18 protein-coding genes are annotated in these 19,728 nt (G+C 66.6%); 13 read left to right on the plus strand and 5 right to left on the minus strand.

The window, feature by feature from the left end; translation table 11 throughout:
• Positions 1 to 2: 2 nt before the first annotated feature.
• The 4 genes from mtaB to N1F91_RS08465 all read right to left on the minus strand — a co-directional run bounded on the left by mtaB (position 3) and on the right by N1F91_RS08465 (position 3,586).
• Positions 3 to 1,301 (minus strand): tRNA (N(6)-L-threonylcarbamoyladenosine(37)-C(2))-methylthiotransferase MtaB, encoded by a 1,299-nt coding sequence (mtaB, locus tag N1F91_RS08450; RefSeq protein WP_289991416.1) that lies wholly within the window; start codon positions 1,299 to 1,301, stop codon positions 3 to 5.
• The gene (gene dapF / locus N1F91_RS08455; RefSeq protein ID WP_289991417.1) at positions 1,301 to 2,182 is read right to left on the minus strand and encodes a diaminopimelate epimerase; all 882 of its coding nucleotides are present in this window, start codon (positions 2,180 to 2,182) and stop codon (positions 1,301 to 1,303) included. The genes mtaB and dapF overlap by 1 nt, the downstream gene beginning before the upstream one ends.
• 90 nt (positions 2,183 to 2,272) lie before the next feature.
• Entirely contained in the window at positions 2,273 to 2,434 is a 162-nt protein-coding gene (locus N1F91_RS08460) for a DUF1328 family protein (RefSeq protein ID WP_187968670.1), read from the minus strand.
• A gap of 57 nt (positions 2,435 to 2,491) precedes the next feature.
• Positions 2,492 to 3,586, minus strand: a complete 1,095-nt coding sequence (locus N1F91_RS08465; RefSeq protein WP_354670530.1) for an MBL fold metallo-hydrolase — start codon at positions 3,584 to 3,586, stop codon at positions 2,492 to 2,494.
• A 275-nt stretch (positions 3,587 to 3,861) separates the two neighbouring features.
• Between N1F91_RS08465 and N1F91_RS08470 the strand changes: the two genes are divergently transcribed.
• From N1F91_RS08470 to N1F91_RS08520, 11 genes are all read left to right on the plus strand, one after another.
• Positions 3,862 to 4,422 (plus strand): AprI/Inh family metalloprotease inhibitor, encoded by a 561-nt coding sequence (locus N1F91_RS08470; RefSeq protein WP_289991418.1) that lies wholly within the window; start codon positions 3,862 to 3,864, stop codon positions 4,420 to 4,422.
• Between the two features lie 34 nt (positions 4,423 to 4,456).
• A complete protein-coding gene (gene zapE / locus N1F91_RS08475; protein WP_289991419.1) occupies positions 4,457 to 5,671 on the plus strand; it encodes a cell division protein ZapE in 1,215 nt (404 codons plus the stop codon).
• A gap of 222 nt (positions 5,672 to 5,893) precedes the next feature.
• Entirely contained in the window at positions 5,894 to 6,856 is a 963-nt protein-coding gene (mdh, locus tag N1F91_RS08480) for a malate dehydrogenase (protein WP_289991420.1), read from the plus strand.
• Between the two features lie 16 nt (positions 6,857 to 6,872).
• A complete protein-coding gene (gene sucC / locus N1F91_RS08485; RefSeq protein ID WP_289991421.1) occupies positions 6,873 to 8,066 on the plus strand; it encodes an ADP-forming succinate--CoA ligase subunit beta in 1,194 nt (397 codons plus the stop codon).
• A gap of 4 nt (positions 8,067 to 8,070) precedes the next feature.
• A complete protein-coding gene (locus N1F91_RS08490) occupies positions 8,071 to 8,724 on the plus strand; it encodes a hypothetical protein (protein ID WP_289991422.1) in 654 nt (217 codons plus the stop codon).
• Between the two features lie 96 nt (positions 8,725 to 8,820).
• Positions 8,821 to 9,105: a hypothetical protein gene (locus N1F91_RS08495; RefSeq protein WP_289991424.1), complete on the plus strand. Its 285-nt coding sequence runs from the start codon at positions 8,821 to 8,823 to the stop codon at positions 9,103 to 9,105.
• Positions 9,086 to 9,505 (plus strand): PIN domain-containing protein, encoded by a 420-nt coding sequence (locus tag N1F91_RS08500; RefSeq protein WP_289991425.1) that lies wholly within the window; start codon positions 9,086 to 9,088, stop codon positions 9,503 to 9,505. Before N1F91_RS08495 ends, N1F91_RS08500 begins: the two co-directional genes overlap by 20 nt.
• Before the next feature lie 21 nt (positions 9,506 to 9,526).
• Complete coding sequence (gene sucD, locus N1F91_RS08505) at positions 9,527 to 10,429, plus strand: succinate--CoA ligase subunit alpha (RefSeq protein WP_289991426.1); 903 nt, start codon at positions 9,527 to 9,529, stop codon at positions 10,427 to 10,429.
• Positions 10,430 to 10,564: 135 nt separating this feature from the next.
• Positions 10,565 to 13,552 (plus strand): 2-oxoglutarate dehydrogenase E1 component, encoded by a 2,988-nt coding sequence (locus N1F91_RS08510; RefSeq protein ID WP_289991427.1) that lies wholly within the window; start codon positions 10,565 to 10,567, stop codon positions 13,550 to 13,552.
• A gap of 45 nt (positions 13,553 to 13,597) precedes the next feature.
• Complete coding sequence (gene odhB, locus N1F91_RS08515) at positions 13,598 to 14,887, plus strand: 2-oxoglutarate dehydrogenase complex dihydrolipoyllysine-residue succinyltransferase (protein ID WP_289991428.1); 1,290 nt, start codon at positions 13,598 to 13,600, stop codon at positions 14,885 to 14,887.
• Positions 14,888 to 14,905: 18 nt separating this feature from the next.
• The gene (locus tag N1F91_RS08520; RefSeq protein ID WP_289991429.1) at positions 14,906 to 15,523 is read left to right on the plus strand and encodes a LysE family translocator; all 618 of its coding nucleotides are present in this window, start codon (positions 14,906 to 14,908) and stop codon (positions 15,521 to 15,523) included.
• A gap of 6 nt (positions 15,524 to 15,529) precedes the next feature.
• Here N1F91_RS08520 and N1F91_RS08525 read toward each other — a convergent pair whose 3' ends face one another.
• Positions 15,530 to 16,432 (minus strand): DMT family transporter, encoded by a 903-nt coding sequence (locus N1F91_RS08525; RefSeq protein ID WP_289991430.1) that lies wholly within the window; start codon positions 16,430 to 16,432, stop codon positions 15,530 to 15,532.
• Between the two features lie 194 nt (positions 16,433 to 16,626).
• Here N1F91_RS08525 and N1F91_RS08530 point away from each other — a divergent pair, with 194 nt between their 5' ends.
• Both N1F91_RS08530 and N1F91_RS08535 read left to right on the plus strand, forming a co-directional pair.
• Positions 16,627 to 17,925, plus strand: a complete 1,299-nt coding sequence (locus N1F91_RS08530; protein ID WP_289991431.1) for an adenylosuccinate synthase — start codon at positions 16,627 to 16,629, stop codon at positions 17,923 to 17,925.
• A gap of 71 nt (positions 17,926 to 17,996) precedes the next feature.
• Positions 17,997 to 19,706: a hypothetical protein gene (locus N1F91_RS08535; RefSeq protein ID WP_289991432.1), complete on the plus strand. Its 1,710-nt coding sequence runs from the start codon at positions 17,997 to 17,999 to the stop codon at positions 19,704 to 19,706.
• The last annotated feature ends 22 nt before the right edge of the window (positions 19,707 to 19,728 follow it).

A 19,728-nucleotide genomic window follows, 5' to 3' on the forward strand; every position in this document is an offset into this window, starting at 1 on the left:
CCTCAGGCCGCCGCCGCGCGCAGCGGCTCGGCGACCAGTCTTGCTCCGTCGTGCCCGGCGATCCGCACGGTGACGATCTCGCCAGGCTCGCCCTCGCTGAGGGCGACCAGCGTGAACCCTTCCGTGCGGCCGAGGCCTTCGCGCTCGACCAGCACGCGCTGGGTGCTGCCGGCGAGCGCGTCGAGGTGGCGGCGATGGGCGCGCTCGCCCGACGCGCGCAGCCGCGCCGCCCGCTCCTTGACCGTGCGGCGAGCGACCTGCGGCATCCGCGCAGCCGGCGTGCCCTCGCGCGGCGAATAGGGAAAGACGTGGAGATGCGTCAGCCCGCATTCCTCGACGATCGAAAGCGAATTCTCGAACATCGCCTCCGTCTCGGTCGGGAAGCCGGCGATGATGTCGGCGCCGAAGACGATGTCCGGCCTCAGCCGCCGCACGTCTTCGCAGAAGCGGATGGAATCGGCGCGCAGGTGGCGCCGCTTCATGCGCTTCAGAACCATGTCGTCGCCGGCCTGCAGCGACAGATGCAGATGCGGCATCAGCCGCGCCTCGGTGGCAATCGCCTCCATCAGATCGTCGTCGGCCTCGATGGAATCGATCGACGACAGCCGCAGCCGATCGAGGTCGGGCACCTGGCGCAGGATGGTGCGCACGAGCCGCCCGAGCCGCGGCGCGCCCGGCAGGTCGGCGCCGTAGCTCGTCATGTCGACGCCAGACAGCACCACCTCGCGATAGCCGTTGCCGGCCAGCCGCTTCACCTGCTCGACGACCGCGCCCATCGGCACCGAGCGCGAATTGCCGCGCCCATAGGGGATGATGCAGAAGGTGCAGCGGTGGTCGCAGCCGTTCTGCACCTGCACGAAGGCGCGCGCCCGACCCTCGATCGCGTCGACCATGTGCGACGCCGTCTCCGTCACCGACATGATGTCGTTGACGCGCGCCTTCTCGGTGTCGTTGACGCCGAAATCGGGCAGCGCCCGGTAATTGTGCGCCTTGAGCTTCTCCTCGTTGCCGAGCACGAGGTCGGCCTCGTCCATGCCGGCGAAGCCGTCGGGGTCGGTCTGCGCGGCACAGCCGGTCACGATGATGCGCGCGCCGGGCTGCTCACGGCGCGCCTTGCGGATCGCCTGGCGCGCCTGGCGCACGGCTTCCGCGGTCACCGCGCAGGTGTTGAAGATCACCGCGCCGCCCGCAAGCGTGCCGAGCCCGGCGGCCTCGGCCTCGCGCTTCATCACTTCGGATTCGTAGGTGTTGAGCCGGCAGCCGAAGGTCACGACGTCGATGCCGGCGCGTTCGCCCGCCATCAGTACGCGCCCTCGGTCTCGCGTGCCCAGGCGCCGGTCTGCGGATCGAACGTGCCGGAGAACTCCCACTCCGCCGGTCCGGTCAGGACGACGTGGTCGTCGTCGCGCCAGGTAACGCGCAGCAGCCCGCCCGGCGCGCTGAGCTCGACGCTGCGCTCCGTCCGGCCCGTGCGCGCGCCGGCGACCGCGGCCGCACAGGCCGCCGAGCCGCAGGCCCGCGTCAGGCCGGCACCGCGCTCCCAGGTGCGGATCGTCATCGACCGGCGCGACGTGACCTGCGCGATGGTGATGTTGGCGCGTTCGGGAAAGATCGGATGGTTCTCGAGCAGCGGGCCCACCTTGTCGAGTTCGTAGGACCAGACGTCCGCATCGACCCAGAAGATCGCGTGCGGGTTGCCCATGGACACGACGGAGGGCGAGTGCAGCACTGGCGCGTCGATCGGGCCGGCCTGCAGCTCGATGGCACGCGTGTCACGGAATTCCTCCGCGAGGGGAATGTCCTTCCACCCGAACTTCGGCGGCCCCATGTCGACCGAGATCAGGCCATCGGCATGTTCCTCGGCATTGAGGATCCCCGCCACCGTTTCGAAGGAGAAGATCTTCTCGCCCGTCTCGGCTGCCAGTGCCTGCACGACGCAGCGCATGCCGTTGCCGCAGGCCTGTGCGGGAGTGCCGTCGGAATTCAGGATTTCGACGTACTGCGCAGTGCCATGCGTGCGTGCGTCATGGACGGCCATGATCTGGTCGAACCGGGTCGCCGGATCGGCCGCCAGCGCCAGCGCCGCAGCGGCGGTTACACGATCCGCACGACCGCGCATGTCGGCAACGATGATCTCGTTGCCGAGCCCGTTCATCTTCGCAAAGGGGACGCGGATCGACATGGCCAGGAACCGAACTGCTCTGTTCAGCCCGCTATATGGCGGAACTGGGCCCGGATTACCAGTATCGGGCGCAGGCCGCAGCGCCGGACCCTAGGCCAGAGCGATTATGCCGAAGAGCACGAGCAGGAACAAGATCAGCACCAGGCCGATCAGCAGCTTCGCGCCCGTGAGCGCGGCGCCCGAGATGGTGTTGAAGCCAAGCAGAGCGGCAACTGCCGCCACCACCAGCAGGATCAGGATCCAGTCCAGCATGAATTTTCCCTCGCTTCCGTTGCGAGGAAAATGTGGCGAAAGCCGTTTTGTTCCCGATCACGCCACGGCGGCCGGCACGTCCCAGACCTCGCCGGGCACCATCGGCCGAAAGCGGTCGCGGGGCAGGCCCCGCGAATCCAGCTCGGCATGGAGATGATCCCGCGGTTCCTCGATCGCCTCGTCGGTGAGCTGGAACGTACCCCAGTGGCAACCGGCCACGAACTGCGCCTCCGCCAGGATCATGCCCTCGACGGCTTCCCGCGGATTCTGGTGCTGGCCTTCCATGAACCAGCGCGGTTCATAGGCGCCGATCGGCAGCAGCGCGAAGCGAAAACCGCCGTGCTTGCGCGCTGCGGCGCGGTAGTTGATGCCGCGGTGGAAGCCGGTATCGCCGGCATAGTAGAGCTTGCCAGCGGCCGTCTCCACCGCGAAGGCGCCCCAGAGCGCCATCCGGCGGTCGCCGGTGCCGCGCGCCGACCAGTGATGCGCCGGCTCGATGTGGATGCGTGCCTCGCCATGCGGCAGCACCAGATGATGATCGTCGCCCCAGTCGCCGCTGGCGATCCGCATCGTCGGGACCGACCGGCGAAGGATCGTGTCGTTACCGAGCGGCGTCACCACCAGCGGATCGTGCGTCGCCTTCAGCCGCTTCAGCGTCGCGACGTCGAAATGGTCGTAGTGATTGTGCGAGAGCAGCACCACGTCGATCCGTGGAAGATCCTCGAAGGCGATGCCCGGAGCATTGACGCGGCGCGGTCCGGCGAACGAAACGGGCGAAACGCGGTCGGACCAGACCGGATCGGTGAGGAAAGTCAGCCCGCCAGCCTGAATCAGCATGGTGGCGTGGCCAACCATGGTAACCCGCAACCCGTCGTCCGACGAGAGCGGCGCGGGACGCGCCTGCGGAAACGGGCTCGGCCAGGCTTTCGGCCAGCTCTTCTTTCCGCCGCCGAACTGCCAGCGCAGGAGGTCGGCGAAGGCGCGCGGAGGGATTCCGTCAGGATTGAAGAAGATGCGGCCGTCGAAGTGATCGCTCGCCGCACCGCTGTAGTAGGGGTTCTCGCCGTTGCTCTTCGCCGCCAATGCACCGCCTCCAGCAAGGGCCGTCAGGCCGCCCATGCCCGTCCACTTGATCAAGGTTCGCCTGTTCATGGTACCTTCCTGCGTCATGGTCGGCATCAGTCATGCAGATGGTGCGCGCTGCACCGCGGGTCAAACCCTCAGCGTCGCGACGCGCATGGCATGCCTGAGGAGTACGTATCAGGCCGCGTCGTTGGACCTCCTCCCGTTACGGCGCCGGATAATTTTCCCCCAGGGGCGTGAAATCCCGACCCTCTTCGTGTTATCGACCCAACAATGCCATGTTTCTGGCCGACTCGCGCAGCGGGACGGTACGGTTCCCACATTGTCCTCATGGAGGATCTCGCATGATGCTTTCGACTGCCGGATCGACGAAGACCGGCCTCGCCGCCGCTGCCCTGGTTGCGCTCGCCCTCGTGTCCGGTTGCCAGAGCAGCCGCTTCACTCCCATCAACACCGCTCCCGCGCCGCTTCAGCCCGCGCCGTCCGGAGCCGTCGTCACAAGCGACTTGCCTCCGCCGTCCGGACCGGCCGACGCGAATGCGTTCCCGCCCGCCCCCGGCACGACCGGCGACGGCACCCAGGTCGCCGCACTCGATCCGAACACCAGCGCGCCTTCGGGTGCCCCGGATCTGACGGCCGGCAGCGTCGCCGGCGTCTGGAACGCGACCGTCGCCGGCCAGGGTTGCCGCGTCGCCACCCCCCAGACCAAGTTCGGCCAGGGCTTCCGCGCCGGACCGCTGCGCTGCCCCGTCCCGCTCGACGGCGTGAAGTCGTGGAATGTCGCGGGCAAGCAGCTGTCGCTCTACGATGGCAATGGCGACCTTCTCGCGCGGCTCTACTCGTCGAGCGCCGAGCGCTTCGACGGTCAGATGACGTCCGGGCAGCCGATCTCCCTCAGCCGCTGACGCTTCGGAACCGGACCATCTGGACACGGCACCGATGACATCGCGCGACGGACCGCCACCCTTCCGCACGCTTCGTCAGGCCTATGCCGACAAGGTGGCGCGCGGCGAGATCACGCGCGATCCGGCGCAGGAAGTCCTGGTCAACGCCTTCGACCGGCTGATCGAGGACGTCGCGGCCAAGCGCCTGGCTGCCAAGTCGAGTTCGCTCGGCTGGCTGTTCGGCCGCAAGCGGCAGACGAAGGCGCCGGTCATGGGTCTCTACATCCATGGCGGCGTCGGACGCGGCAAGACCATGCTGATGGACATGTTCTTCGACCTCGTGCCGGTCCGACGCAAGCGCCGGGTCCATTTCAACGACTTCATGGCCGACGTGCACGACCGCATCGGCCGCCATCGCGCCGCGGTCAAGGCGGGCACCGCCAAAGGCGACGATCCCATCCCGCCGGTGGCCAGGGACCTCGCCGAACTCGCCTGGGTGCTCTGCTTCGACGAGTTCGCGGTCACCGACATCGCCGACGCCATGATCCTGTCGCGACTGTTCTCGGCCCTGTTCGAGGAGGGCGTGGTGCTGGTGGCGACCTCGAACGTCGCTCCCGACGATCTCTACCGCGACGGGCTGAACAGGCCGCTCTTCACGCCCTTCATCGCCACTCTCAGGCGTCATGCCCATGTGCTCCACCTCGATGCGGAGACGGACTACCGGCTGGAGAAGCTGAACGGCGTGCCGGTCTACATGCATCCGGTCGATGCCGCCAACGAGCGCCGCCTCGACGAAGCCTGGCGGGCGCTGGTGGACGGCGCCGGCGAGCACTCCGACGAGATCCTCGTGAAGGGCCGCCGCGTCCCCGTCCCGCGCGCGGTTCGCGATGCCGCCCGCTTCGGCTTTGCCGACCTCTGCGACAAGCCGCTGGCCGCCCGCGACTACCTCGCCATCGCGGAACGGTACCGCACGATCTTCCTCGACGGCATCCCGGTGATGGACGATTCCACCCGCAATGCCGCCAAGCGCTTCATCCTGCTCATCGACACGCTGTACGACAGAAAGGTCCGCCTCGTTGCGACCGCGCAGGCCGCCCCAACCGACCTCTACCGCGGACGCCTCGGCGCCGAAGCCTTCGAGTTCGACCGCACCGCCTCGCGCCTGATCGAGATGCAGAGCGAGGAGTGGCGCGAGGCGTGGGAAGCCGGCGCGCATGAGCGGTCTTCCGGCACGTCGACGACGACAGACGCCCCCGCGTCGTCCGGCTGATCGTGCCAGACGGTTGGGATTTTGACGTTTACGTAAATACCGACAGCATTAACCGATTGAAATCGTTGACACGGAAATTTTCGATTGAGTTTTTCGTCCCTTGACGCTATGGCGACGGTCAAATTTCCGCCGGACGAAGGCGACCGACAGACCGGCAGAAATAGACGCACTCCTGTCATCCGGGCCGGGTAGGTCCAGCAGTCGCAAGGGAAATCCACCACCATGGCACGCAGCAAGATCGCGCTCATCGGATCCGGCATGATCGGCGGAACGCTGGCCCACCTGATCGGCCTCAAGGAACTCGGCGACGTCGTCATGTTCGACATCGCCGAGGGCATCCCGCAGGGCAAGGGCCTCGACATCGCCGAATCCTCGCCGGTCGACGGCTTCGACACGCACTATCTCGGCGCCAACGATTATTCCGCGATCAAGGGCGCCGACGTCTGCATCGTCACCGCCGGCGTGCCGCGCAAGCCCGGCATGAGCCGCGACGACCTGCTCGGCATCAATCTCAAGGTCATGGAGCAGGTGGGCGCCGGCATCAAGAAGTATGCCCCCAACGCCTTCGTCATCTGCATCACCAACCCGCTGGACGCCATGGTCTGGGCGCTGCAGAAGTTTTCGGGCCTGCCGAAGAGCCACGTCGTCGGCATGGCCGGCGTGCTCGACTCGGCCCGCTTCCGCTACTTCCTGGCCGAGGAGTTCAAGGTCTCCGTCGAGGACGTCTCCGCCATGACGCTCGGCGGCCACGGCGACGACATGGTGCCGATGGTGCGCTATTCCACCGTCGCCGGCATTCCGCTGCCCGACCTGATCAAGATGGGCTGGACCACCAAGGAGAAGCTCGACGCCATCGTCGAGCGCACCCGCAAGGGCGGCGGCGAGATCGTCGCGCTGCTCAAGACCGGATCCGCCTATTACGCGCCGGCCGCGTCGGCCATCGCGATGGCCGAATCCTACCTCAAGGACAAGAAGCGCGTGCTGCCCTGCGCCGCGCATCTCGACGGTCAGTACGGCCTGAAGGACATGTATGTCGGCGTGCCGGTCGTCATCGGCGCCGCGGGCGTCGAGCGCATCATCGAGATCGACTTCAACAAGGCCGAGCAGAAGATGTTCGAGAAGTCCGTCGCCGCCGTACAGTCGCTCTGCGAAGCCTGCGTCGGCATCGCCCCGAACCTGAAGTAAGGGAACCATAGCCCCGATGAACATCCACGAATACCAGGCCAAGCAGGTCCTGAAGGGCTACGGCGCCCCTGTCGCCGCAGGCGTCGCGATCATGACGGCAGGCGAGGCGGAAGCGGCGGCGAAGTCGCTGCCGGGCCCGCTCTACGTCGTGAAGAGCCAGATCCATGCCGGCGGCCGTGGCAAGGGCAAGTTCAAGGAACTGGCCGCAGACGCCAAGGGCGGCGTCCGGCTGGCGAAGTCGATCGACGAGGTCGTCGCACACGCCAAGGACATGCTCGGCAACACGCTGGTCACCAAGCAGACCGGCCCCGAGGGCAAGCAGGTCAACCGCCTCTACATCGAGGACGGCGCCGACATCGACCGCGAGCTCTATCTCTCTATCCTCGTCGACCGCACCGTCGGCCAGGTCGCCTTCGTCGTTTCCACCGAGGGCGGCATGGACATCGAGCAGGTCGCGCACGACACGCCCGAGAAGATCATCACCGTGGCCATCAACCCGGAGACGGGCGTGACGGCGGCGGACGTGGCGAAGCTCAACGGCGCGCTGGCGCTGTCGGGCGAGGCGGCGAAGGACGGCGAGAGCCTGTTCCCGATCCTCCACAAGGCCTTCGTCGAGAAGGACATGGCGCTGCTCGAGGTGAACCCGCTGATCGTCATGAAGGACGGCCGCCTGCGCGTGCTCGACGCCAAGGTGTCGTTCGACGGCAACGCGCTGTTCCGCCACGACGACATCAAGGCGCTGCGCGACGAATCCGAAGAGGATTCCAAGGAAATCGAGGCCTCGAAGTGGGACCTCGCCTATGTGGCGCTCGACGGCAACATCGGCTGCATGGTCAACGGCGCCGGCCTTGCCATGGCCACGATGGACATCATCAAGCTCTACGGCGCCGAGCCGGCCAACTTCTGCGACGTCGGCGGCGGCGCCGGCAAGGAGAAGGTCGCGGCCGCCTTCAAGATCATCACCGCCGATCCGGCCGTGAAGGGCATCCTGGTCAACATCTTCGGCGGCATCATGAAGTGCGACGTCATCGCCGAGGGCGTAATCGCCGCGGTCAAGGAAGTCGGGCTGAAGGTTCCGCTGGTGGTCCGGCTCGAAGGCACCAACGTCGAACTCGGCAAGAAGATCATCAACGAGAGCGGCCTCAACGTCATCTCCGCCGACGATCTCGACGACGCGGCCAAGAAGATCGTCGCGGCGGTTCAGGGCTGAAATCATGCGTCGAGCGGCGGTCGCAGGGCTTCTGGCTTTTTCCGGCCTCTGCCCCGCATCCGCCGCCGACTACGACACCGCCTTCGTGGATGCCTTCGCCGAGGCATGCGTGCCGCAGCGCATGAGCTATCCCGGCACGCTGGAGACCGCGCGCGCGGCCGGGTGGCGCGATGCCGGGCGCGATGCCAATCCCGAACTCGACGTCATGATGGGCAAGTCCGAGGACGAGGCGAACGATCCCGAACTGAAGGGGACGTTCGAGTACACGATCCTGACGAAGCCCGTGCAGGATCAGGACCACTATCTGGTCGTCAGCCGGGCCTCCTTCATCATCGACGAGGACGAGGACGAGGACCCGCCGAACCCCTGGGTCTATATCGGCTGCTATCTCTACAATTTCGATGCCACGGCCCCGATCGGTCCCGGCCAGCTGAGCGCCCTGCTCCAGAAGCCGGTCGCCAATCGCCATTCGGACGATACCCTGACGAGCTATGTCTGGGGTCCGCCCTGCCCGATGCCGCGCACCGGAGACACCTACCTGACCTTCATCCCGGAAGGCAGTCCCCACGCGGTAACGACCGGCTTCTCCGGCCTGCTGCTGAAGTTCGAGACCTCGGAGCCCGACCCGGGCGAAATCGTGCCGGAAACCTATTGCTGAGCCGGCGCCTGCTCCCGACCGTCGCGAGACCCCGCTTTCGCTTGCAAATCCGCATCGCACGGTTTATGTGCCCCACATAACCTGTGTAACCGGTCCATGACCAAGAACCTCACCCTCGCCATCGACGATGACCTGCTCGACAAGGCGCGGGTGCTGGCGGCCATGCGTCGCACGACGGTGAACGCGATGGTGCGTGGCTTTCTCGAACGCGAGATCGAGCGGGAAACGCTGCAGGCGACGCGTGCGGAAGCATGGAGCCGGATGTTCCAGGCTGCGGACGCCGATGCCCACAGGCGGGACCACCGCCTGAGGGATGGCGAACGCATGTTCGATCGTGAACTCTTCTACGAGGAGGTCATGCGTGAACGCGGCCTTCTTTGACACCAACATCCTCGTCTGTGCCGCCGACACGGCCTGTCCGGATCCTCGCAAGAGAGACCATGCCCGCCAGCTGATGCAGTCGCGCGAGGTCACCGTCTCGACGCAGGTGATGATGGAGTTCTACGGTGTGCTGCGCCGGAAGTTGGCCTACGGCCCGGACGTGGCCACGCGGTGGATCGAGACGCTGCAGGACGAACATGTGATCAGCCTGGACGCAGCCGACGTCGTCCATGCGGTCAAGCTGTCACGACGCTACGACATCTCGCATTGGGATGGCCTCGTCGTTACTGCCGCGGAGCGGGCCGGGCTCGCCGTTCTCTACACCGAGGACCTCAACCACGGCCAATCCTATGGGTCCGTGCGGGTCTGCAATCCGTTCATACAAGATTTCTTAGCTTAGGTTCGAAGGGAAGACTGCCCCATGTCCATCCTCGTCAACAAAGACACCAAGGTCCTCGTCCAGGGCCTGACCGGCAAGACCGGCACCTTCCACACCGAGCAGGCGCTGGCCTATCACGGCACGCAGATGGTCGGCGGCATCCACCCCAAGAAGGGCGGCGAGACCTGGACCGGTTCGAAAGGCGAGAGCCTTCCGATCTTCGCCTCGGTCGCCGAGGCCAGGGACCGGACCGGAGCGACCGCGTCGGTGGTCTACGTGCCGCCGGCAGGCGCCGCCGAAGCCATCATCGAGGCGATCGACGCCGAAATCCCGCTGATCGTCTGCATCACCGAGGGCATCCCGGTCATGGACATGGTCAAGGTCAAGGCCAGGCTGGACCGGTCTTCGTCGCGGCTGATCGGCCCGAACTGCCCGGGCATCGTGACGCCGAACGAGTGCAAGATCGGCATCATGCCGGGCAATATCTTCCGCAAGGGCTCCGTGGGCGTTGTCTCGCGCTCCGGAACGCTTACCTATGAAGCGGTCTTCCAGACCTCGAACGCCGGTCTCGGCCAGTCGACGGCCGTCGGCATCGGCGGCGACCCGGTCAAGGGCACGGAGTTCATCGACATGCTCGAAATGTTCCTGGCCGACGACGAGACCCAGTCGATCATCATGATCGGCGAGATCGGCGGTTCGGCCGAGGAGGATGCCGCCCAGTTCCTCAAGGACGAGGCGAAGAAGGGCCGCAGGAAGCCGATGGCGGGCTTCATCGCGGGCCGCACGGCACCGGCCGGCCGCACCATGGGACACGCGGGCGCGGTGATCTCCGGCGGCAAGGGCGGCGCGGAAGACAAGATCGCGGCGATGGAATCGGCGGGCATCCGCGTTTCCCCGTCGCCGGCGCGGCTCGGGCAGACGCTGCTCGAAGCGCTCAAGGGCTGAGATCGGGATTGACCGGCCGCGCAAGCGGCCGGTGACGCCAAGGGGCAGGAAAGGGCGGGCAGCCGCCGAGGAAACAGCGGCACGACCGCCGCACCAAGAAGGAGACGGGGCGAAGCGCTCCGGCAAGGCACAGAGATGGCACGGCAGGATCAGGCCAACGACCAGTTTTCCCTCACCTCGTTCCTCTATGGCGGCAACGCCACCTACATCGAAGAACTCTACGCCTCCTGGCAGGACGACCCCAATTCGGTCGACGCCGAGTGGCGCGATTTCTTCGGCGCCCTGAAGGACGATGCGGGCGACATCCGCAAGAATGCCCGCGGCGCCTCGTGGGAGCGCGCCAACTGGCCGTTGAAGGCGAACGGAGAGCTGGTCTCCGCGCTCGACGGCGATTGGGGCACGATCGAGAAGCACTTCGACAAGCGCACCCGCGAGAAGGCCGCGACCACCGGCAAGACGGTGTCGGAAGCCGACGTTCATCGCGCGACGCGCGATTCGGTCCGCGCCATCATGATGATCCGCGCCTTCCGCATGCGCGGCCACCTGCACGCCAATCTCGATCCGCTCGGCGTCGCCAAGCCGCAGGAAGACTACAACGAGCTGTCGCCGGAGAACTACGGCTTCACCGAAGCCGACTACGACCGCCCGATCTTCATCGACAACGTGCTGGGGCTCGAGTTTGCCACCATCCGGCAGATGCTCGACATCCTGCAGCGGACCTACAGCTCGACGCTTGGCGTCGAGTTCATGCACATCTCCAATCCCGAGGAGAAGGCGTGGATCCAGGAGCGCATCGAGGGGCCGGACAAGGGCATCGAGTTCACCGCCAACGGCAAGAAGGCGATCCTGCACAAGCTGATCGAGGCCGAAGGTTTCGAACAGTTCATCGACGTCAAGTACAAGGGCACCAAGCGCTTCGGCCTCGACGGCGGCGAGGCGCTGATCCCGGCGCTCGAGCAGATCATCAAGCGCGGCGGCAACATGGGCATGAAGGAGATCGTGCTCGGCATGGCCCATCGCGGCCGTCTCAACGTGCTGACCCAGGTCATGGGCAAGCCGCATCGCGCCGTCTTCCACGAATTCAAGGGCGGCTCCTTCGCCCCCGACGATGTCGAAGGCTCGGGCGACGTGAAGTATCACCTCGGCGCCTCGTCCGACCGCGAGTTCGACGGCAACAAGGTACACCTGTCGCTGACGGCCAATCCCTCACATCTCGAGATCGTCAATCCGGTCGTCATGGGCAAGGCCCGCGCCAAGCAGGACCAGATCTTCGGCCGCAAGCGCGAGGAGGTCGTTCCGATCGAGGAGCGCGCCAAGGTGCTGCCGCTGCTGCTGCACGGCGACGCAGCCTTCGCCGGCCAGGGCGTGGTGGCGGAGTGCCTCGGCCTCTCGGGCCTTCGCGGCCACCGGGTCGGCGGCACGCTGCACTTCATCATCAACAACCAGATCGGCTTCACGACCAACCCGCGCTTCTCGCGTTCCTCGCCCTATCCGTCTGACGTCGCCAAGATGATCGAGGCGCCGATCTTCCACGTCAACGGCGACGATCCCGAAGCGGTGGTCTACGCCGCCAAGGTGGCGACCGAATTCCGGATGAAGTTCCAGAAGCCGGTCGTGATCGACATGTTCTGCTACCGCCGCTTCGGCCACAACGAAGGCGACGAGCCCGCCTTCACCCAGCCGCTGATGTACAAGAAGATCCGGTCGCATCCCTCGACCGTCCAGATCTACTCGCAGAAGCTGATCGCCGAGAAGCTGGTGACCCAGGAAGAGGTCGACCAGATGAAGGCAGAATGGCGCGCCCACCTCGAGGCCGAGTTCGAATCCGGACAGGCCTACAAGCCCAACAAGGCCGACTGGCTGGACGGCGCCTGGTCGGGTCTGCGCAGCGCCGACAACCAGGACGAACAGCGCCGCGGCAAGACCGCCGTGCCCATGAAGACGCTCAAGGAGATCGGCCGCAAGCTGACCGAGGTTCCCAAGGATTTCGAGGCGCACCGCACCATCAACCGGTTCCTGGAGAACCGCCGCCAAGCGATCGAGTCCGGCGAGGGCATCGACTGGTCGACGGCCGAGTCGCTCGCCTTCGGTTCGATCCTGCTCGAAGGCAACCCGGTCCGGCTGTCGGGCCAGGATTCCGAACGCGGCACCTTCTCGCAGCGTCATTCGGTGCTCTACGACCAGCGCGAAGAGAACCGCTACATCCCGCTCAACAATCTCGGTCCGCAGCAGGCCAACTACGAGGTCATCAATTCGATGCTCTCGGAAGAGGCCGTGCTCGGCTTCGAGTATGGCTACTCGCTGGCCGAACCGCGGGCGCTGACGCTCTGGGAAGCGCAGTTCGGCGATTTCGCCAACGGCGCCCAGGTGGTCTTCGACCAGTTCATCTCGTCGGGTGAGCGCAAGTGGCTGCGCATGTCGGGCCTCGTCTGCCTGCTGCCGCACGGCTATGAAGGCCAGGGTCCCGAGCATTCCTCGGCCCGCCTCGAGCGCTGGCTGCAGATGTGCGCGGAAGACAACATGCAGGTCGCCAACATCACCACGCCGGCCAACTACTTCCACGCCCTGCGCCGTCAGCTGAAGCGCGACTTCCGCAAGCCGCTGATCCTGATGACGCCGAAGTCGCTGCTGCGCCACAAGCGGGCCGTGTCGACGCTGGCCGAGATGTCGGGCGAAAGCTCCTTCCACCGCCTCCTGTGGGACGATGCCCAGCTGCTGGCCGACCAGCCGATCAAGCTGGTCAAGGATTCGAAGATCCGCCGCGTCGTCATGTGCTCGGGCAAGGTCTACTACGACCTCTACGAGGAGCGCGAGAAGCGCGGCATCGACGACGTCTACCTGCTGCGCATCGAACAGCTCTACCCCTTCCCGGCCAAGGCGCTGATCACCGAGCTTTCGCGTTTCCGCAACGCCGAGATGGTGTGGTGCCAGGAGGAGCCCAAGAACATGGGGTCCTGGTCCTTCATCGACCCCTACCTGGAATGGGTGCTGGCCCATATCGACGCCAAGCACCAGCGCGTGCGCTACACCGGTCGTCCCGCGTCCGCATCGCCCGCGACGGGCCTCATGTCCAAGCACCTGGCGCAGCTCGAGGCTTTCCTCGAGGATGCGCTGGGCGAATAGTCTCGTATCGATCCGAAACCCCTTCGAAGGCACGGAAAAACAAACATGGCCACCGAAATCCGCGTCCCCACGCTGGGTGAATCCGTCAGCGAAGCCACAATCGGCAAGTGGTTCAAGAAGGCAGGCGATGCCGTCGCGCAGGACGAGCCGCTGCTCGAGCTCGAAACCGACAAGGTGACACTCGAAGTTCCTGCCCCCGCGGCAGGGACACTGGCCGAGATCACGGCCGCCGAAGGTGAGACCGTCGGCGTCGGCGCACTTCTCGGCATGATCGGCGAGGGCTCGGGCGCAGCGCCCGCGCCGAAGAAGGCCGAGCCGGCCGCCGCCAAGGCCGACGAAGGCGCATCGGTGGCACAGGGCTCCGGTGCCGGCGCCTCCGCCACCATGAAGGACGCGGCCGAAAAGACCGCGGCTGTGACCGGCAGCGAGGTCTCTCCGCGCAGCGACATGCCCGCCGCGCCTTCGGCCGCCAAGCTGATGGCCGAGAAGAACCTGTCCGTGGACCAGGTCGCCGGCTCTGGCAAGCGTGGCCAGATCCTCAAGGGCGACGTGCTCGACGCGATCTCCCGCGGCGCGCCGGCACAGCCCGCCGAGACGCCGAAGGTTCCGCGCACGGCCTCCGCTGCGGGCGACGAAGGTCGCGAAGAGCGGGTCAAGATGACCCGCCTGCGCCAGACCATCGCGCGCCGCCTGAAGGACGCCCAGGCGACCGCCGCCATGCTGACGACCTTCAACGAGGTCGACATGAAGGCCGTGATGGACCTGCGCAGCAAGTACAAGGACGTCTTCGAGAAGAAGCACGGCGTGAAGCTCGGCTTCATGGGCTTCTTCACCAAGGCGGTGACGCATGCCCTGAAGGAGATCCCGGCGGTCAATGCCGAGATCGACGGCACCGACATCATCTACAAGAACTACGCCCACATCGGCGTGGCCGTCGGCACCGACAAGGGCCTCGTCGTCCCCGTCGTGCGCGATGCCGACCAGATGTCGATCGCCGAGATCGAGAAGGAGATCGGCCGCCTGGGCATCGCCGCGCGCGACGGCAAGCTCTCGATGGCCGACATGCAGGGCGGCACCTTCACCATCTCCAACGGCGGCGTCTACGGCTCGCTGATGTCGACGCCGATCCTCAACGCGCCGCAGTCGGGCATCCTCGGCATGCACAAGATCCAGGAGCGGCCGATGGTCGTCGGCGGCCAGATCGTCATCCGCCCGATGATGTATCTCGCGCTCTCCTACGACCACCGCATCGTCGACGGCAAGGAAGCCGTGACCTTCCTGGTGCGCGTGAAGGAGAGCCTGGAGGATCCGGAGCGGCTCGTGCTCGACCTCTAGAAAAAACGGAGAACGACGATGAGCCTGGAATTCCTCCTCACATCCCTCATCGTCGTCCTCATCCCCGGCACCGGCGTCGTCTACACCGTGATGACCGGCCTGTCGGCCGGTCGCGCAGCAAGCGTCGCTGCGGCGATCGGCTGCACGCTCGGCATCGTGCCGGCGATCGCTGCTTCGGTGGCGGGGCTGGCCGCCCTGCTGCACACCAGCGCGCTGCTCTTCCAGGTGCTGAAATATGCCGGCGCCGCCTATCTGCTCTATCTCGCATTGCAGACGTTGCGCGACACCGGCGCCATGCAGATCGACGCGGGAACCGAACGGCGGCGCGTCCCGGCATGGCGGACCATCCGGACAGGCTTCCTGATCAACATCCTCAACCCGAAGCTGTCGGTCTTCTTCTTTGCCTTCCTGCCGCAGTTCATCGACCCGGCGGCCACCTCGCCGGTGCCGCAGATGCTCCATCTCGGCGCCGTGTTCATGGCGATGACCTTCGCCGTCTTCATCGTCTATGGCTTCTTCGCAGCGCTTGTCGGCGAGCGCATCCTGAAGAGCGAGACGGTGATGACCTGGATGCGCCGGACCGTGGCGCTGGCTTTTGCCGGCTTCGGACTGCGGCTGGCGCTTTCGGAGCGCTGAGCCGGCCTAGCCCGCGTCGGCTGCCGCCCGCCGGCGCCCGCTCCACTCCGCGATCGCGATACCGGCGAAGGCGAGCGCGATGGCGACCACGTGGTAGCCGTGCAGCATCTCGCCCAGCACCATGAGCGACAGCAGCGTTCCGAAGATCGGCACGAGGTTGATGAAAAGCCCGGCCCGGTTCGCGCCGATCATCTCCACGCCGCGCATGTAGAACACCTGCGACAGCAGCGAGGGAAAGATGGCCGTGTAGGCCACGCAGCCCCATCCCGTCGCGTCGGGCCAGATCAGGGCGCCTGCGGCGTGCTCGGCAATGGCGAAGGGCACCGAGGTCAGGCAGGCCGCCGCCGACAGCACGATCATGTAGCTCTGCCAGTGGATCGCCGGCCGGTAGCGCAGGAAGACCGTGTAACCGGCATAGACCAGCACTGCGACCAGCACCAGCGCGTCGCCGCGGTTCAGGTCGAGCCTCAGGAGACCTCCAAGGTCGCCATGCGCGGCCGTCAGCACCACCCCGACGAAGGTGAGGAGGAAACCAAAGATCTGGCCGGCGAAGACGCGCTGCCTGAAGATCAGGAAGTTCAGCGCGAAGATCGCCATGGGGATTCCGGCGTGCTCGATGCTGCCGTTGACCGCGGACGTGTAGAGAAAGGCGCCGTACAGCGCGAGATTGAACGCCGCGAAGCCGAAGAAGCCCATCGCCGACAGATAGGCCAGCCGCGGCCGGATCGCCGCCCAGTCGGCCCGGAACTGCCTGTGGCCGATCAGGTAGAGCAGCCCGAAGGCGACGGTCCACCGCAGCACCACGAAGAGCATGGGCGAGACGTGCCCGACCGCCATCTTTCCGGCCACGGCATTGCCGCCCCAGAACATCGTCGTCAACAGGAGCAGGACATAGGCCGCTCGGTGCATGAGGTCTGCCTTGGTTCGAGACCGCGCCGGGTTAGAAGCTCGTTCCGGCGAAGTAAACGATCAGCCGCGCAATTTGGTTGTACCTGTGCCACAAACCAGAGGGATGGGGGGTCGCGCGGGCCTGTGCGCCCCGCTATAGAGGCCTGTCGTTTTTTTCGGCGCTGATCCTGCGCCGGCACAGGAAGGAAGCAGCAATGGCCAATGTCGTGGTCGTCGGGTCTCAGTGGGGAGACGAGGGCAAGGGCAAGATCGTCGACTGGTTGTCCGAGCGGGCCGATCTCGTCGTCCGCTTCCAGGGCGGCCACAATGCCGGCCACACCCTCGTCGTCGACGGCAAGGTCTACAAGCTGTCCCTTCTCCCCTCGGGCGTCGTGCGCCCGGGCAAGATGTCGGTCATCGGCAATGGCGTGGTCTTCGATCCGCATGCCTTCGTGGCCGAAGTGGACCGGTTGAAGAGCCAGGGCGTCGAAGTAACGCCGGATCGCCTGAAAATAGCCGAAAACACGGCGTTGATACTGTCCCTGCACAGGGAGCTCGACGGATTCCGCGAAGACGCGGCTTCGAATTCGGGCACCCGGATCGGAACCACCCGCAGGGGTATCGGCCCGGCCTATGAAGACAAGGTCGGGCGCAGGGCAATCAGGGTCATGGATCTGGCGGACATGGACACCCTTCCGGGCAAGGTCGATCGCTTGCTCACCCATCACAACGCGCTGCGGCGCGGTCTCGGCCACGCCGAGGTCGACCACGCGACCGCGATGGAGGAACTGCGCTCGGTGGCCGACAAGATCCTGCCGTACATGGACCGTGTCTGGAAGATTCTGGACGACGCGCGCCGTGCAGGCGACCGCATCCTCTTCGAGGGCGCGCAGGGCACGCTGCTCGACATCGACCACGGCACCTATCCCTTCGTCACCTCGTCGAACACGGTTTCGGGTCAGGCGGCAACCGGCTCCGGCGTGGGCCCGGGCACGATCGGCTACGTGCTCGGCATCACCAAGGCCTATACCACCCGCGTCGGCGAAGGCCCCTTCCCGACGGAACAGGACAACGAGGTCGGCAATTTCCTCGGCGAGCGCGGCCATGAGTTCGGGACGGTGACCGGGCGCAAGCGTCGCTGCGGCTGGTTCGATGCCGTGCTGGTGCGTCAGGCGGTGGCGGTCAACGGCATCGACGGCATCGCACTGACCAAGCTCGACGTCCTCGACGGGCTCGACGAGATCAAGGTGTGTATCGGCTATCGCCTGGACGGTGAGGAAATCGACTATCTTCCGGCCAGTCAGGGTGCGCAGGCGCGGGTGGAACCGATCTACCAGAGCCTCGAGGGCTGGAAGGGCACGACGCGCGGCGCGCGCAGCTGGAACGATCTTCCGGCGCAGGCCGTGAAATATGTTCGTTATGTCGAGGAGCTGATCGGCGCGCCGGTGGCGCTGCTTTCGACCAGCCCGGAACGTGAGGACACCATACTTGTGACGGACCCGTTTCAAGATTAGGCTGAAACTCCCGCGGGGGGCGGAGATGACCGCATCTGTCCGGGAGGGAAAAGTATAGGTCGAAGAGACATATGGCGGATTTCGTAGCGGTCCTGAAAAAGACCATCGAAGGCCTCGGCGAGACCACGCCCGACGTGCGCGAGAAGGTTTACCAGAAGGCGCGCATGACCATCGGCGCGAAGCTGGCTGCCCTCAACCCGCCGGCGTCGCCTGCGGTCGTCGACCGACAGCGCAGGGCGCTGGAGGAAGCGATCCGCAAGGTCGAGGCCGAGTACGCGGCGCTCGAGGCCGAGGACGAGCCGGAAGACGAGGTGGAAGACCCCCTCGACGAGCTCGACGCGCTGTTTTCCAGCCTTTCGAAGCCGCCGGTGAAGGCCGCGCCCGCAGCGCCGCGCGAAGATCCTGCGCCGCGCCCGGCCACGCCCGCGCCTGCAGCAGCTCCCGCCACCAAGGCCGCCGCGCAGGCGAGCACGGCTCCCGCCGCGATTGCCGCTTCGGCGGGCGCCCCGGCGGCAGCCGCACCCCTGGACGGGTTCAGGCCGGCACAGCCCCAGCCGGCTCAGGCGGCGCGCGGCTATGCGGCAATCGAGCCGGGACCCGAAGACGACGAGGAGACCCCCTACGAGACCGCGGACGACGAGCCTCTCTACGAGCACGCCGACGCTTACGACCCCTACGAAGAAGACACCGGTCCGTCCTCCCGGGACGACGATCCGCTGTCCGGCGCCATGGCGGCCGACGATCGGCGCTACGGCGCTGCGCGAGCGCCGCTGGAGCCGTCCCGCGATCGCTCAGGCGTCGCCAAGATCGCGGCCGGTGCAGCTGCCGCCCTGATCGTCTTCGGCGGCCTCGGCTACGGCTTGTGGGCCAACCAGGACATGATCGGCTCGTTGTTCGGCGGCGACGACGTGGCGGCGGTGCGCCCTGCCCCCGAGGCGGCACCAGCACCGGCGCCGCTCGATCCGGAGCCGGCCGAGGAGGAGGAAGAGGAGATCGCCGCCGTAGCCCCCGCGCCGCTGGCAGCGGATGAAGCCGCCGACGATTCCCCCGCCAGCGACGCCGCTCCCAAGTTCACCCAGCGGTTGACGCCGGACGGCAGCGAAGTCGACGACGGCCCCGCCAATGGCGTGCCGCTGATCGGCGAGGGCACCTCGATGGCGGCCGTCACGCCGGCCCCACCGGCCCCGGCCGCGTCGGCGGCGGCGCCTGCCTCCGACACCGCCGTTCCCGTCGGTCAGCGCGCCATCTTCTACGAGGAGCGGACCAGCGTCGCCCAGGGCTCGGCCGAGCCCGGCGCAACGGTCTGGTCGCTGATCCAGGAATCGCCCGGCAACGATCTGCCGCCCGAGCCGGCCATTCGCGCCGAGGCGAGCGTGCCCGGCCGCGACATCCAGCTTCGCATGACGATCCGCCGCAATGCCGACAAGTCGCTTCCGGCGAGCCATATCGTCGAGCTGATCTTCATCACTCCGGATAACTTCGCCGGCGGCGCCGTCGACAACGTGCTGCGCATGACGATGAAGGAAAACGAGGAGTCCGCCGGCAGCGCGCTGGCAGGCATGACGGCCAAGATCGCCGACGGCTTCTTCCTTCTCGCACTCAACGACGAGAAGCAGGCGCGCGACGCCAACAACGCGCTGCTGCGCCGCCAGAACTGGATCGATGTCCCGATCGTCTACAAGTCGGGCCGCCGCGCCCTCATGACGATGGAGAAGGGAATACCCGGCGAACAGGTCTTCGAGCAGGCCCTGCGCGCATGGCAGGAAGCCGACAGCGGCTGAACGGGCTCCAGGCGCTCCAGAG

This window comes from Aquibium sp. ELW1220 (assembly GCF_030398385.1).
GTDB lineage: Bacteria > Pseudomonadota > Alphaproteobacteria > Rhizobiales > Rhizobiaceae > Aquibium.